The organism is Brachyspira sp. G79 (assembly GCF_002379365.1).
Taxonomy (GTDB): Bacteria; Spirochaetota; Brachyspiria; order Brachyspirales; family Brachyspiraceae; genus Brachyspira.
Map to the genome: position 1 here is coordinate 179,023 of NZ_JQIU01000008.1, position 15,438 is coordinate 194,460.

The 15,438-nt window shown below is 28.1% G+C and carries 11 protein-coding genes and 1 pseudogene; 7 read left to right on the top strand and 5 right to left on the bottom strand.

What is annotated here, in order from left to right:
* Both KQ44_RS02490 and KQ44_RS02495 read left to right on the top strand, forming a co-directional pair.
* Positions 1 to 2,121, top strand: a 2,121-nt coding sequence (locus tag KQ44_RS02490) for a HAMP domain-containing methyl-accepting chemotaxis protein (protein ID WP_096736098.1), incomplete at its 5' end; no start/stop codon positions are given.
* 25 nt (positions 2,122 to 2,146) lie between these two features.
* A complete protein-coding gene (locus KQ44_RS02495) occupies positions 2,147 to 3,358 on the top strand; it encodes an OmpA family protein (protein ID WP_096736099.1) in 1,212 nt (403 codons plus the stop codon).
* A gap of 63 nt (positions 3,359 to 3,421) precedes the next feature.
* Here KQ44_RS02495 and KQ44_RS02500 read toward each other — a convergent pair.
* The 5 genes and pseudogenes from KQ44_RS02500 to KQ44_RS02520 all read right to left on the bottom strand — a co-directional run bounded on the left by KQ44_RS02500 (position 3,422) and on the right by KQ44_RS02520 (position 9,460).
* Positions 3,422 to 4,638 (bottom strand): annotated as a pseudogene (locus KQ44_RS02500) (dihydroorotase family protein).
* A 105-nt stretch (positions 4,639 to 4,743) separates the two neighbouring features.
* Positions 4,744 to 5,823 (bottom strand): aspartate carbamoyltransferase, encoded by a 1,080-nt coding sequence (gene pyrB, locus KQ44_RS02505; RefSeq protein WP_096736100.1) that lies wholly within the window; start codon positions 5,821 to 5,823, stop codon positions 4,744 to 4,746.
* 497 nt (positions 5,824 to 6,320) lie between these two features.
* On the bottom strand, positions 6,321 to 8,306 hold the full coding sequence (locus tag KQ44_RS02510) for a TonB-dependent receptor (RefSeq protein WP_096736101.1): 1,986 nt from the start codon (positions 8,304 to 8,306) through the stop codon (positions 6,321 to 6,323).
* Between the two features lie 72 nt (positions 8,307 to 8,378).
* Positions 8,379 to 8,933, bottom strand: a complete 555-nt coding sequence (locus tag KQ44_RS02515) for a hypothetical protein (RefSeq protein ID WP_096736102.1) — start codon at positions 8,931 to 8,933, stop codon at positions 8,379 to 8,381.
* Positions 8,934 to 8,956: 23 nt separating this feature from the next.
* Positions 8,957 to 9,460 carry a hypothetical protein gene (locus KQ44_RS02520; RefSeq protein WP_096736103.1) on the bottom strand — a complete coding sequence of 168 codons (504 nt, stop codon included), beginning with the start codon at positions 9,458 to 9,460 and terminating at the stop codon, positions 8,957 to 8,959.
* A 459-nt stretch (positions 9,461 to 9,919) separates the two neighbouring features.
* On the opposite strand from KQ44_RS02520, the gene KQ44_RS02525 reads away from it, so the two are divergent.
* The 5 genes from KQ44_RS02525 (at position 9,920) to KQ44_RS02545 (ending at position 15,284) form a co-directional block, all read left to right on the top strand.
* Entirely contained in the window at positions 9,920 to 10,888 is a 969-nt protein-coding gene (locus KQ44_RS02525) for an ABC transporter substrate-binding protein (protein WP_096736104.1), read from the top strand.
* Positions 10,889 to 10,915: 27 nt separating this feature from the next.
* Positions 10,916 to 11,824, top strand: a complete 909-nt coding sequence (locus tag KQ44_RS02530; RefSeq protein WP_096736105.1) for an ABC transporter permease — start codon at positions 10,916 to 10,918, stop codon at positions 11,822 to 11,824.
* Between the two features lie 19 nt (positions 11,825 to 11,843).
* Positions 11,844 to 12,632, top strand: coding sequence for an ATP-binding cassette domain-containing protein (locus KQ44_RS02535; RefSeq protein WP_020005840.1), 789 nt, complete (start codon positions 11,844 to 11,846; stop codon positions 12,630 to 12,632).
* A gap of 117 nt (positions 12,633 to 12,749) precedes the next feature.
* Positions 12,750 to 14,699 carry a hypothetical protein gene (locus KQ44_RS02540; RefSeq protein WP_096736106.1) on the top strand — a complete coding sequence of 650 codons (1,950 nt, stop codon included), beginning with the start codon at positions 12,750 to 12,752 and terminating at the stop codon, positions 14,697 to 14,699.
* A 69-nt stretch (positions 14,700 to 14,768) separates the two neighbouring features.
* A complete protein-coding gene (locus KQ44_RS02545) occupies positions 14,769 to 15,284 on the top strand; it encodes a hypothetical protein (protein WP_096736107.1) in 516 nt (171 codons plus the stop codon).
* Positions 15,285 to 15,438: the final 154 nt, after the last annotated feature.

The following is a 15,438-nucleotide window of genomic DNA, read 5'->3' on the forward strand; positions in this document are numbered from 1 at the left end:
TATTTAAGTACAAGATATTCTAATGATCGTAATATTGCAGGGTTTTCTATTTTTATAAGAGATTTTGAAAATATTAACATATCTCTTAATACTGAGGGTATGAATAATTTGGCTATAGAGTGGAAATATGATATAAATAATTTGGTTACAATAAGTACCAATCTAAGACCGAATCTTTCTGGAAATAATTTGGCAAAAATGTATGATGGTACTAATTCTATAGTTGATATTATACCTAATTCAGATGTGTTTTATATTTATGAGCCTATTATATTAAATAATAAGAATATTGGTTTAATTAGTTTAGAAGTAAGAAGTTCAGTTTATCAGGATATATTAAGCGATGTAACTTTTAAAAATAATTTGGATATTTTTATAACAGATGATTTATATGTTATAAAGGCTTCAAATAATCCTGCAGCTTTAGGAGCTATGCAGAGAGATTTGGATAATGCAGTTGTTTCTGCCGATATTAAAGATACTAGAAATAATAATTATAGAAATAGCATTAGCGATGTTAAGATTATTACTTTGAAAAATACAAATAAATTTGCAATTAAATATTCTGTATTTAACAATTTGTATATTATTAATTTATGGCAGCACAGCAATGCTTATAATAATCAATTGTTTAGAGAAACTATTATTAAATCTTCAGTGGCTATTTATTTGGGATTATTGGCATTTTTAATAGTAATACTTGCTCTAATTCTTTCTTTAAGAAAAACTCTTGTATTTGCTAAAAATGTTTCTGATTCTATTAGTGAAGGAGACGGGGATTTAACTATAAGGCTTCCTGTTATTAGTAATAATGAGTCAGGAGAGTTAGTTCATTCTTTTAATAAGTTCTTGGATAAAGTAAAAAATATTATTGTAAGTGTAAAAAACAATGCTTATACTTTAACTGGAAATATTCAAAATATGAGAGCTTCTATTAGTATTAGTATAAGCGATTTTAATACTATATATAAAGAATTTGAAACAGAACTTGAAAATTCTAATAAAATAGCTGAATCTTCTGCAAATGCTGCTAGAGTAAGTTTTATGCAGAGGACTAGATTTACAGCAGTTAATGAAACAGTTCAGTTATTATTAGAAAATATCAATGATATTAACAATAAAATGAAACTTCAATCAGAGGCAGTATCTAAGACAAGCAGTTCTGTTCAACAGATGATGGCAAATATTGTTACTGTAAGCCATGGAGCTACAAAAGCAAATGATTATGCCAAAATACTTTATACAGAAGCTCAGGATGGAAGTAATATAGGAGAATCTGTTGTGGATTCTATTCAAAGTATTAAAGAATATTCTAAACAGATTACAAATATTACTCAGGTTATACATAATATTGCTGAACAGACTAACCTTTTGGCTATGAATGCGGCAATAGAGGCAGCACATGCAGGTGAGCATGGAAGAGGATTTACAGTTGTTGCTGATAAAATTAGAAAATTGGCAGAAGATACAGGTGAAAACTCTAAAATAATTAATGAAATTATTGAAGAAACTACTCAGGCTATAGATAAAACTGTATCTTTAGCTTTTAGAAGTTCTGAATCTATGGAAAAAATTTTGGAAGGCTCTAATACTCTTGCAGATTTAATAGCTACTATATCAGGGGCTAATGATGAGCTTGATATAGGAAGACGTGAAATTTTAATGAATATTACTAACTTGAATAATATTACTGAAGATGTGCAGGAGCTTTCTCTTAAACAAATGCAGATGAGTTCGGCGGTTAGTCAGAATATATCAAGTGTTGATAAATTGGCTGAAGATGTTGTTAATGTTGTTAATGCTACAGAAAGTGATATGAAAGAGCTTGTAAATTCTATAGAGAATGTTTCTAATCTTTCTACTACAAGCAGTAATAATATGGAAGTTATGGATAAGAGAATTAAAGAACTTCAATATATATTCTTGCAGTTATATAAATTGGTTATATCCTTTAAAACTGAAAAGACCGAGGAAGAGATTGCTAAAGATAAAGTAAAAACAGCTACTGTAGATAAAGCAAGATTAAAATTAGAACGTAAGGCAGAAAAACAAAGAGTTAAAGAAGAGAAAAGAAGATTAAAAGAGTTGAGAAAGGAAAGTAATAGAGTAAAAAATAAATAATTTATAATAATAACGTAGTTTCATTATGAAAAGAATTAGTATTTTTGTATTGATATTTCAGCTATTACTCTTTAATATAGTTTTCTCTGAAATAAGCCATAAGTTTTACTGGAATTTGGAGAAAGGTAAAAGAATAGAATCCGTTAAAACTGCTGATGTTGAATATTATGAGAATGGGATATTAACAAGTACATATAAAGAAAGAAACATTGTTGATTTAACAGTGATAGCCATTGCTCCTAAAGGCGGATATAGAGTTAGCGGAGTATTTAAAATTTTCAGAATGATGAAAGGTGAAAAAGTTTTTCATCTTGATGAAGAGTATACAAGCGATTTTATTATACATACCAATGGTAAATTTGAAGTGCCTTATAATTATTTTATGCCTAATGTAAGGCATGTTCCTACTTTTCCAGATAATGAAATTAAACTTACAGAATCTTGGAATAGAGAATCCATTGAAATTGTAAAAGTAAATAATGCTCCTAATCTTACTATGGCATTGTCTGCTGATTATTTATTTGCAAATATTGAAACTAATAATGACGGAAGCAGAAATGCTGTTATACAATATCATATTATGACAGATAAAGATTTACTTCAGGCAGGACTTTCAAGAAAAGGATATCCTGAAAGAATATACGGTTTTAATTATGGTACTTTTCTTTGGGATATGGATAAAAATATTCCAGTATCTCAGCAGGAAAGATATCAAATATTATTCGGATATGGCAGAGAATTATCATATGCAAGTCTTCAGTATAAAATGAATATTATAAGCACATATAAAATTTATGATACTATTACAAAAGAAGAAGAAGACTACAATAGAAAAAAATTAGAAGATGATTTGTATGATGATGATAATGTTACTATAGATACAGTTCCTGAAGGATTGGTTGTAAGACTCGGAGAGATTTTATTTGATACTGATTCTTATACATTAAGACCAGAAGCAAAAAACACTATAGACAACATTGTAAAAGCTATTAAGGAAACTTATCCAGACAGAGAAATTATAGTCGAAGGACATACTGATAATACTGGGAGAAAAGAGTATAATCAGGAATTATCAGAAAAAAGAGCGAAATCTGTAGCAGATTATATACTTCCTAATCTTGAGCATGATAAATTATCTTATAAAGGTCTTGCTGATGAAGAGCCTATAGCTTCTAATGATACAGCAGATGGAAGACAAAAGAACAGAAGAGTTGATATCATAATAAAATTAAGGTAATAATTTTTATATATTCTTAAAAGAAATTATTTTTATTTTATTTTTTAACTTATAATTAAAAAACTAGTTATAAATTATTTCTTTGCCTATAAACTTATCCGTAAATATACCATTATTATATACTATATTTCCGCGTACTATAGTAGTTAATACTTTGCCGCCTCTATTAAAACCTATATAAGGAGACCAGCCTGCTTTAGTAATTATATCTTTTTCTTCTATTGTAGAATGGTCTTTCATATCTATTACTACTAAATCAGCATCATAATTTTCTTTTAATATGCCTTTATTTTTTATACCGAATATTTTTGAAGAATTTTCACTCATAATTTTAGTTAATAATTTTAAATCGATTGTGCCGTCATTTACTTTGTTCAGCATTAGTTCTAATGAATGTTCTACAGAAGGTACTCCAAAAGTAAGTTTTTCCAATTTTTCACTTATCAAATGAGGTGCATGGTCTGTTCCTATAGTATCTATTGTGGAATCTAATATTGCTTTTAACAATGCTTTATTATCAGATTTTTCTCTTAATTCTGGTTTCATTCTCAAAAGCATTTTATTTCTTTCATTTTTATTAACGTCTTCAGTATTTAAAAATAAATGATGAGGTGTAGCTTCTCCGTAAATTACCATTCCAGAATCTTTTGCTTTTTTTAATGAATTGATCTCACTTTCTAATGATATATGACATAAATATAATGGTGTTTTTGTTCTTTTAGCTATTTCTATTGCTTTATCAGCCATTTTATCTTCTGCATGAACTGTAACTATTTTAGAACTTTCAAATAATTTTTCTAATATTTTATCGTCTTCTACAAGCATATTTCCAGTAGATGCATTAAAAAATATTTTTGTTGATGCGGCATCATTAATAATGTTTTTTATATCATCACTATTATCTGCTTTACTTCCGCCAAAATGAAAACCATAATCAACATAAGATTTTCCCATCATCATATTTTTTTTGATATTAGATTTTCTTTTGTTATAGTATTTGGTATAGTATTAGGCATATCTAAAAAAGAAGTAACTCCTCCTTTTGCAGCAGCCTTGCTTCCAGAATTGAAATCTTCTTTTTGAGTAAGACCTGGATCTCTCATATGAACATGAGGATCTATTATACCAGCAATGACATAATTATAATTAGCATCTATTAAATCATCATCTTTATATTGTTGAAAATTATTATCAAAATCTATTTTTTTTATTTTTTCATTTTCTATTATTATAGCAACTATATTGTTATTTTCTATTATCTTAGCATTTTTTATTATCATATGACTGCCTTTTTATTTTATATTGATGATTATTTACAGATAATTTTTTATTGATAATAAAAGCATTAATTATACTTTTACTATCAATTATAGTTTAGATTAATATTATTTTCCTATCTCTCTATTGCAGTAGTAGCAGAAATCTCCATAACTTCTTTTTGCCACTTTATTTTTTGTCTGTTCAAAGTGAGTAACACATTTACCGTTGGTACAAACCATTTCTTTATTTTCAACTACTTCATAATCTATTTCTTTTTTCTTAGCTTTTGACTCTATTATTCCAGTAGCAAGTGCAAGCATAGCCATTCTTGTAGGAACACCGTTTCTAGCCTGTATAAAGTATTTGGCATATTTGGTATCGTCTAGGTCTATATTAATTTCATCTACTCTTGGAAGAGGATGCATTATTATCATATTATCTTTGCATTTTCCTTCTATATCTTTTCTTGATATATTGAAAGCATTTTTTACTTTTTCGTACTCATTAATATTATCAAATCTTTCTTTCTGTATTCTTGTCATATATAGGCAGTCTATATCTTTTAATATTTCTTCATAGTTATTAAGTTTTTTATATTTTATCTGAGCTTGGTCTAATTCTTTTAATATATAATCAGGTATTTGTATAATATCGGGAGAAACAAAATAAAGTTCTCCATTAAACATTTTTAATGCTTTAGATAATGAATGAACAGTTCTTCCATATTTTGTATCTCCTACAAAAGCTATTTTTTTATTTTCAATACTTCCAAGTTCCTCTCTTAAAGTGTATAAATCGAGAAGAGTTTGGCTAGGGTGTTCATTAGATCCATCTCCTGCATTTATAACTGGGCAGTTTGTAACTTCTTCAGCAAATTTGGCAGCACCGTCTATATTATGACGCATAACTATGATATCAGAATAGGCTGAAACCATTATAATAGTATCTCTTAAAGATTCCCCTTTCATTATGGAGCTTTTATCAGGGTTGTCAAATCCCAATTCTTTACATCCCATTCTGTAAGCTGCTGAAGTGAATGATAATCTTGTTCTTGTAGAAGGTTCAAAAAATATGCTGGTCATAATTTTACCGTCCATAATTTTTCTTCTTTCATCACTGTCAGTGTTATCCAATTTTTTAGCAGTGTCCAATACCTCAATAATTTCTTCTTTTGATAACTCTTTGATGGATATAAAGTTTTTCATTTTTGCTCCCTTAAAAATAATTTATGATAATAGTTTTTTGATTTTGGAATAAAAAAAGGAATAAAATTGTTAAAGATAACAACTTTATTCCTTGATTTTTAAAAAATTCCAAATTCGTTAATTTAAACAAATGAATAAAACAGGGTAATAAATAAAAAATAATCTTATGATCTAAAAATATATTTTTCATATTAAATCCTATTTTATCTCAAATTGAAAGCATTATATCATAAGTATAAAAAAAATCAAGTTTAAATTTAGTTTTTTATTGTTTAAGAGCCATAGATATTGCATTTAAGTATTCCTTATTACAAAGGTTATAAAATTCTTTTTAGTTTCTGTGCATGGGAGCCGTAGATATTGTTTTTAGTTTAAAAAAGTAGGTATTACTTATAATGTAAATTAAGACAATAAGAAAATAGTAATAAAATTATTCCAAAACTTATTGATAAATATTTTTAGAAGTTTATTATTTTATATCATAATAATTTGCAGTATTAAAAATTGTATCCAAGTTCAAATTCCCAAGTAAAAGGCTTTGCTATGGAATATGTTGAAAGAATGGGAGTTTTATTAAAAATATTTTTGAAGTTCATAGAAAATATTAAATGTTCAAACCATATAGAATAGAATGATATATTAAAGTCATGAAAAACTTCTGAATAATATATAGGTCTGTATTCTGATAAAGGTCTTGGAGCGGAGTATGTATAATAAATATTTAATGACAATGAACTTAATACTTTATGATTTGGTATAAAGTCATATCCAAGTAATGCAGTAACCACATGTTCTGGCAAGCCTATTTTTGGAAGTTTATCTTTACCCATATAAGCAAGCTGATAAGAGTAGCCCAATTTTGCTTTTATCTTATGATATTTAGCAAAAGATATACTATATTCGATACTTGGTGTAACTATATGCGAAACGGCAATGTCTACATTTTCTGGTACAGTAGAATACCAAACTATTTTATTTGTGTATGTTGTATATGTATATGAGGCTTCTATTTTTAAATTTGTTACAGGCTCTAATGTAAGTTTAGTATATATTTGATTATATTCTTCTGGTTTTAGATTAGGATTTCCATAGTTATTATAAAATAAATCATTAAACGTAGGCACAGAGTAATCATGAGAGTATGAGAAGTATAAACTGTATCCTTTGTAAAAGTTTAGATTTGCTGCAATATTGTACGCTAAGTAATTATTATTTATGTTTATATCAAAATCTTCATGCTGAAATTCATATTTTATGCTTGGAAGAAATGAGAATATAGGTATATTGTTATCCCAGTATCCAAAAGATAATTGAGGCTCGTATAATAATGATAAAGAATGTCTTTGAGGCGTAAAATTATAATTTTTTTCTACTGCATTTTTATCTTCAATTAAAAAATCATATCTGTATTCTGGAGTTAGTTTATTGTAGAATGTTATAATATTTGGCAGAAGCTCATCCATTCTTGATAGAGTAGTATTTAATGCTATTGCATGCGACTGATAGTCTGATACAGGTTTACCGTTTTGATAATAAGGTCTATCAACAAAAGAATCAAAAACATAAGATAAGTTTATATTATAATCAAGTATATCAGAAAATCCATTGTATGAAACGGAAGAAGTTAATGTTGTAAACTTAAACCATGAATCTGTTGTGTTTATAGGAGGAAGCTGATATTTTGAAACTGCATCCGAATATGATATATTAACAAAAGCTCTTATGTAGTTTTTATTTTCAAAATTATATCTGTAGTCAAGAGATGAGTTTACTATAAGCTGTTTATTATCATTAATATATCCTATTATAGGTTTTTGAGAGCTATTTAAAAAATCATAATAATAATTTCCGTCGGTGTAATAGGAGTCTGCAGTAAAAGTAATAATATGCTTATTGTCAAAGTTTTTAGAAAAAAGTATTGAAGGCGTTATAGTATTGTATGCACCGTAGCCCAAAGATACTAATACAATATCCTCCAGAGGAGTTTTTGTAGTAATATAAATACTGTTTCCTATAATTTCAATTTTTTCTATTAGATTTGCAGGTATTCTCCTTAAATCTACCCCAGCATCAGCATTTCCTTTTGCAGTATTCATAAGAACGCCATTAACATATATTTTCATGTTGTCGGCACTTCCGCCAGCAGGTTCAACTGTTTCATTTCCCATATAAGATCCTTTATTAACAAATCCAGCCTGATTGGCAAGCACTTCTTGAGCATTTTTATAGCCTCTTCTTTCAATTTCTTCAGAAGTTATTACATTGTTATTAATCTTTATAGGAGTTTTAGGGATTTTTACATAGTTTGCAGTGCTGTTTGTATTATTTGTTTGAACTGCATTAGTAATTTCAACCTGCGAAGTAACCCAAATACCGCCTTTAAGTTCTCTTATAAGGTAGGTTTGAGCATTTATATTTTGAGAATAAAAAAGTATAGCTGTTATGATAAATAATGCTGCAGAGTAAATATTTAGTTTTTTCATTTTTATATGGATTGTATTATTTTATATAAAAAGGAACGGCTTTATATTACCGCCCCTTATATTTTTATTAAATTAATATTCTTTTAAATATCCGAAAACAAAATCATATTTAGTCCACTGAGTATTTTCACCTGGTATAATACTTTCATCGTTTCCGCCGCCGTACCAAGCCTGCTCAATGCCGTTTTCATCTGCAATTATCAAACGGTAACTGCTAGGCATGCCTGTATTTTTATTATCCCAATATACAGCAGCAAGATATTTTTTATTATTATATTCATATACTGCACATTTTATAAATTTTGTTCTTATACTTATTGTATCAGTACTGTCATAATAATTGCCTTCAGCATCAAAGTTTCCGCTTACAGAAGTATAATCACTTGATTTATAAACAGCTTTTCCAGATACCAGAGTAAGCCATAAAGTTTTTAACTGAGCTTCATATGTTACATCAATTTCAGAAGTTTGACTGCCGTATTGTATAGTATGCACTCCAGAAGTTACAGCTTTTACTGATGATGAAGTATTTTGATTATTATTGTTATCAGGATTTGTAGAAGGATTAGAACAAGATATAATTAATGCAAATATTATAATTAACAAATATGATTTTTTAATTTTCATAGGATACCTCTAAAAAAATTAATTTATTTTATTACTTTACACTTACTATATTCATTGAATGTAAAATAGCCATTAGCTTCAGTGAATTCTAATTTTGCTTCTGATAATGTATCAGTTGCAGAAACACCGTCTGATTTATAAGCACCACAAATATCTATTGTATCAGAAGTTAAATCTTTAAAAGCAATGGCATAATATTTATTAGCTACGCCTTGGTTGTAACTTGGAGCTGTAGTATATTTGCAGTATATCATTCCTGATGCATTATCAGAATACCATGCTATTTCTTCTATAGAAACGGAATAGCTTATTTGTTCTGTATTATTATCAGTATAATAACTATCAACTTTATCAGCTGTAATATTGTATCCTGAACCTGCAGAAGTTGTATATTCCCATTTTTGCTGTAATTTAGTAAGATTGGCATTAATTGTACTGGTTGGGTCGGTTGTTTCGTTTTTAGAACATGATACTGCTAATGCTAAAGCCATTATAATTGTTAATAAAATTTTGATTTGTTTTTGCATAAAAATGCTCCTTTATTTAAATTAAAAAATTAAAAGCTATTTAATAAAGGAGTGCAGGATTTTTTAGATAGTGCACTCGACTATTTTTAATGGTATCCGACTTTGTTAATTCTTCATAATTGTTTATAAATAGAATTAAGCTTTACGGTTGCGTGCCAGCGAAGGATTCTCACCCTCATTCCCATAGAACACAATATATTATATATGCTTTTTTTATTCTATCAAGATATAAAGATATTTTTTATAAACAAATTATCAAAATATTATATATTTTTTATAAAATGATTTTTTTTAATATAAAAAATAAAATTATGAAACAAGTATATTTTTTGAAGCAGTTATAATATTATAATTTCTGTTTGAAAGCAATTATTAATTGACATTATTGTTATATGTAGTATAATTACTGTATGTAGTTTTTGTGATTTTTTATCAATTATTAAATTAGGAGTTTGTTTTATGAAGTATTTATCTTCTTTATTTCTTATTATGTCTATGATATTTATTTCATGTTCTAATTCATCGTCTCCTTCAAATGCATCTGGGGATAAAGTATTTAAAATAGGAATTTTACAATTAATAGAGCATGATGCTTTAGATGCTTCATATAGAGGTTTTGTTGATGGACTTAAAGAGGCTGGATATGAAGACGGAAAAAATATCACTATAGATTATCAGAATGCTCAGGGAGAACAGGCAAACTGTGTTACTATAGCTCAGAAGTTCGTTAATGATAAAAGCGATTTGATACTTGCAATAGCAACACCTGCAGCACAGGCAGTAGCTAATATGACAAAAGATATACCTATATTAGTTACAGCAGTTACAGACCCAGCAGCCGCCAAACTTGTAGCAGATAATAATGCACCGGGCGGAAATGTTAGCGGTACTTCAGATTTAACCCCAGTAGAAGCTCAGATAGAATTATTAAATGAAATTACTCCTAACTTAAAAACTGTAGGACTTTTATACTGTTCAAGTGAGCAGAACTCAGTATTTCAAATGGATATAGCAAAGAAAAAATTAGACTCTATGGGTATAAAATATATAGACGCTACTGTTACATCAGCTAATGAAATACAGCAAATGGTACAAAGTTTAATAGGCAGAGTTGAGGCAATTTATACTCCTACTGATAATATGATTGCAGCAGGTATGGCTACAGTTGCTTTAGTTGCTGAACCTGCTAAACTTCCAGTAGTTTGCGGAGAGGGCGGTATGACTATGCTAGGCGGAACTGCTACTTATGCTATAAGCTATTATGAACTTGGCAAATTAACAGCCACTCAGGCAGTATCTATATTAAAAGGCGAAAAACAGCCTGCAAATATGCCTATAGAAACTTTAAAAACTTTTGATTTGGTTGTTAATACTAATATGGTTAATAGTATAGGTATAACTATACCAGAATCATTGTATAATAAATAATAGTAATAATAAAGAGGGTTTGTATATATGGAAGGGCTTTTACTTGCTATACAAGGTGCAGCGTCTCAAGGTATAATTTGGGGTATAATGACGCTTGGAGTTTATATAACATTTAAGGTTTTGGATTTTCCAGATTTAACTGTTGATGGTAGTTTTGCATTAGGCGGTGCTGTAAGTGCTATACTTATATCTAATGGTATGAATCCTTTTTTTACTTTATTTTTTGCTTTTTTAGCAGGTGCTTTGGCTGGATTTGCTACTGGATTTTTAAATACAAAATTACAAATTCCTGGTATTTTGGCTGGTATTCTCACTATGATAGCTTTATATTCTATTAATATTAGGGTGATGGGAAATAGACCTAATATACCTCTTTTGGGAATGGATACATCTTTAACTATAATTCAAAATATGTTTTCATTGAGTAAAGTATTATCTGATTTACTTGTAGGATTTATATTTTCTGTAATTATAATAATTTTGATGTATTGGTTTTTCGGTACAGAAATGGGCTGTGCTATAAGGGCTACTGGAAACAATGAAAAGATGATTAGAGCTTTGGGTGTAGATACTAATGTTATGAAAATAATCGGACTTATGATATCAAATGCTTTGGTTGCTTTATCAGGTGCTTTAGTTAGTCAAAGTCAGGGTTATGCTGATGTAGGTATGGGAACAGGTACTATAGTTATAGGGCTTGCCTCTGTCATAATAGGTGAGGTTGTATTTGGTAATAGATTTTCTTTCTGGTACAAACTTGCTTCTGTAGTGCTTGGTTCTATAATATACAGAATAATAATTGCGATAGTTCTTCAGTTGGGACTTAAAGCTACTGACTTAAAACTTCTTACTGCGATAATAGTTGCTATTGCACTTTCAGTGCCAGTATTAAACAGAAAGGTTACAAGAGTTGTAGGCGGTAAAAGAAAAGGTTAATATCGGAGGGGCAAATAATATGTTGGAATTAAAAGAAGTTTATAAAACGTTTAATAAAGGCACTATTACAGAGAAAAAAGCAATTAAAGGTGTTAATCTTAAACTTAATGACGGAGATTTTGTTACCGTTATAGGCGGAAACGGAGCTGGTAAATCTACACTTCTTAATTTGATTGCTGGAGTTTATGAGGTTGATTACGGCACTATATCTGTTGATGGAGTTGATATCACAGACAAAAAAGAGTATGCCAGAGCTGGACTTTTTGGAAGGGTATTTCAAGACCCTATGGTGGGTACTGCTTCAAATATGGGTATAGAAGAAAATCTTGCACTTGCTAAAAGAAAAGGAAAGCCTAGAACTTTGAGATGGGGAATCACTCATGCTGAAAGAGAAGAGTATGTAGAAAAGTTAAAAAGGCTTGATTTAGGACTTGAAACAAGGCTTCAGTCAAAGGTAGGTCTTTTATCAGGCGGACAGAGACAGGCTTTGACACTTCTTATGGCAACCCTTAAAAAACCAAGACTTTTATTATTAGATGAACATACAGCAGCACTTGACCCTAAAACTGCTAAAAAAGTATTGGAGCTTACTGAAGAGATTATAAGAGAAGATAAACTTACAGCATTTATGGTTACTCATAATATTAAAGATGCTATTCATTACGGCAACAGACTTATAATGATGAATGACGGTAATATTATATATGATGTTTCAGGTGAAGAGAAAAAATCTTTAGAAATATCAGACTTGCTCAAAAAATTTGAAACCGCTGATGGTTCTTTAAGTGATAAATTATTATTATCTTAATAATTATATATATACATCTTAAGCATTTTATTTTATGCTTGTAAAAAAGCTCTGTTATATATATAATTGCATAGGTTGGGATAAATATTTTTTCTGAAAATAAATTGCGGGGGTATTATGATTAACAAATTTTATATAATATTTTTTGTTCTTATATTAATTGTATCAGGCTGCAGTAATAATTCTAATATAAGCTATACAAATACAGCCAATACTAATAATACTCAAGAAGAAACAGTAACTAATATTATAGATAATAAACTCCCGTTCTTTGATATGAAGTATGTATATAAAGCTGTTAGAACTGATAAAGATAGTTTTAGCAATGCTTTAACAAATTATTATCAAGATGAATATTACAGTAATATTATAAACAGAAATAAAGATTTTCTTGATAAAAAACTTGTTGGAGATAATGATATAAAAAAATATGCTATAGATTTTATATCTAATGCATATCATTACAGCTACAGAGATTATATATCAGGAGATGATTTGTATGCTGATGATTTTACTCCATTTTATGCTTCAGAATATGTATATGTAGAGAGAAATTTGGCTTTAAAAAAGGCTAGGGATTTGCTTTTAAGTATTAACAATAAAGACGCTAATATTTATTTTGCTTTATTTTTATCGCATATGGCTTGTGATTCACTATATTGTTTTGAAGATTTGCAAAACCATTTAAGAGATTGGAAAAAAGCAGGCGGTACTAATATATCAATGATGATAGGTATTTTAAACGAACATGATAATGCAAATGAGGTATATTCCAACAAAATGAATTTAATTAATTATATAATAGAAGCACCAGAGGATTTAAGAGCTGAACAATTAATTGCAGATGCTTTTGAAAAAAAATTCTTAAAATACATATCAAAAAATACTGGATATTTAGATGTTTATAATGAAAATAATTATAATATATCTTCTATAATATATGAAGGTACAGCACATATATCTTCTATTGGAGTAGTAAAAGATGTATTAAATACTAATATAATGAATAGATATATAAGAACTTATGCTTCAGGAGCTTTAAATAGAAATAAAATAGATACTAATATAGAATATTATGAAAACTTTTATAATCTTGAAAATGCATCTCCTAAAGAAAAGTATGATGAGTTTGCCGATTTGTATTTTTTGGAGTTTAATAAAAATACTTTTGTTTATTCTATTGAAAATGATAAATTAAAAGAAGTTTATTATTTTAATCCTTTGTTTATTGGAAATACAAGATATGCAGTTTATGAAAGAGATGAAACATTTAATTTCCGTCTTGGCGATGATTCAAAATTAACTTTGGCTAAAACTAATGCTATTAAAAATAATAATTTAAAAGATTTTGTTAGCAATTCTAATTTTATCACTAATGGTAAGTTTCAAAGCGAAGAATATGCTGAGTATTTAAATGATATATTATCTTTTCCATTATATTATCCTAATTTTTTCTTATGCGATATAAATAATGACGGTAAAGAAGAGATAATGGTAACTGGTACTTATGAGCATTCTGGAGGAAGAGGCGGGGTGGCATCATATACTTTGCTTTTGAAGGATAATTTAGAGCTTGATTTGGAAAGTGCAGCAGGAAAATCAATAAACAGCAGCAGCAAACAGGGTTTGAATACTTATCAGAAGATATATGAGGAAGAAGGAAAAAATAAAATGCTTCTTGTAGACCCTCAAGCAAATACAGCTCAGGATATATTTACAGAAAATGGTGTTGTTAGCGTAGTTCAGTTTACTTATAAAAATTATAAATTTATACCTAAATTATTATGGAAGTCTGATAGAATAGAAAAAGCTCTAAAAACAGATGCCAGTTTTGATATGAATAAAGCAGGCAGTGATTCTGATAAGGCTATAATTTCTGATAAGACATTGAGAATAGCTGATAAACTTATAAGCTGCAATTATTACATAGAAAGAGAAAAACTTAATGAGGAAGGAAGAGAAAAATTACTAGAAAACAGACGCTTAGAGATTAAATCTATTCAGGATAAGCAGGGTAATGTAGAAGAAATAGAAAAAGAAATGATGAATATTTTAGAAATGAAATAATGATAGTTTGTAATTTTTTTTGATTTATTTTATAATGTTTACGTATCTTTTAATATTAAGGTTTTTATTATGAAAAGTTTAGTTATAAGAAAAACAAATATTAATGCTCTTATATTGATTCTTCTTACTTTTATAAGTGCAGCTTCTCCTATAGTAATTCATTATTTAGGATTAAATGGAAAGGAATTTCTTCCTATATTTTTTGCTTTATCTTTGGGAGCATATATATTAAATCCTCTATTTTTAATAGCCCTTTCTATTATATCTCCTCTTATAAATTATTTTCTTACTAATATGCCTATGCCTCCAACTTTATACTTTTTAATTTTTGAGGGTATTGTATTTTCTTCTATAATAGTATTTTTTAGAAATAAAAATATTTCTTTTATATTACTTACATTATTTGCTTTTATCTTTGCAAGATTTTCGTCTATTATTTTAACATTTATTTTTGATGTAAGTATTGAAACTTGGTTTATAGGAGTTTTAAGCGGATATAAAGGAATCATAGTAAATTTTGTATTTTCTGTTTTGATATACTTAATATTTAAAGAAAAAAACATTAAAGATACTATAAATGAATAATTTTAATCCGTATAAAGTTTTTTATATAGATGATATAAAAATAACAGCACTTGGCGATTTAGATAAAGTTCTTGGCGATGAAATAAGGGCTTTTAAGAAAAAGAAATAGATATACCTTCTAATATTTTTAATTGTATAGATGCTTATATAAAAC

Bases quoted from the DNA above. Each gene is read 5' to 3' on its own strand.
- KQ44_RS02495 (WP_096736099.1), top strand. From the start codon at position 2,147: ATGAAAAGAATTAGTATTTTTGTATTGATATTTCAGCTATTACTCTTT.
- pyrB (WP_096736100.1), bottom strand. From the start codon at position 5,823: ATGAAAAACTTTATATCCATCAAAGAGTTATCAAAAGAAGAAATTATT.
- KQ44_RS02510 (WP_096736101.1), bottom strand. From the start codon at position 8,306: ATGAAAAAACTAAATATTTACTCTGCAGCATTATTTATCATAACAGCT.
- KQ44_RS02515 (WP_096736102.1), bottom strand. From the start codon at position 8,933: ATGAAAATTAAAAAATCATATTTGTTAATTATAATATTTGCATTAATT.
- KQ44_RS02520 (WP_096736103.1), bottom strand. From the start codon at position 9,460: ATGCAAAAACAAATCAAAATTTTATTAACAATTATAATGGCTTTAGCA.
- KQ44_RS02525 (WP_096736104.1), top strand. From the start codon at position 9,920: ATGAAGTATTTATCTTCTTTATTTCTTATTATGTCTATGATATTTATT.
- KQ44_RS02530 (WP_096736105.1), top strand. From the start codon at position 10,916: ATGGAAGGGCTTTTACTTGCTATACAAGGTGCAGCGTCTCAAGGTATA.
- KQ44_RS02535 (WP_020005840.1), top strand. From the start codon at position 11,844: ATGTTGGAATTAAAAGAAGTTTATAAAACGTTTAATAAAGGCACTATT.
- KQ44_RS02540 (WP_096736106.1), top strand. From the start codon at position 12,750: ATGATTAACAAATTTTATATAATATTTTTTGTTCTTATATTAATTGTA.
- KQ44_RS02545 (WP_096736107.1), top strand. From the start codon at position 14,769: ATGAAAAGTTTAGTTATAAGAAAAACAAATATTAATGCTCTTATATTG.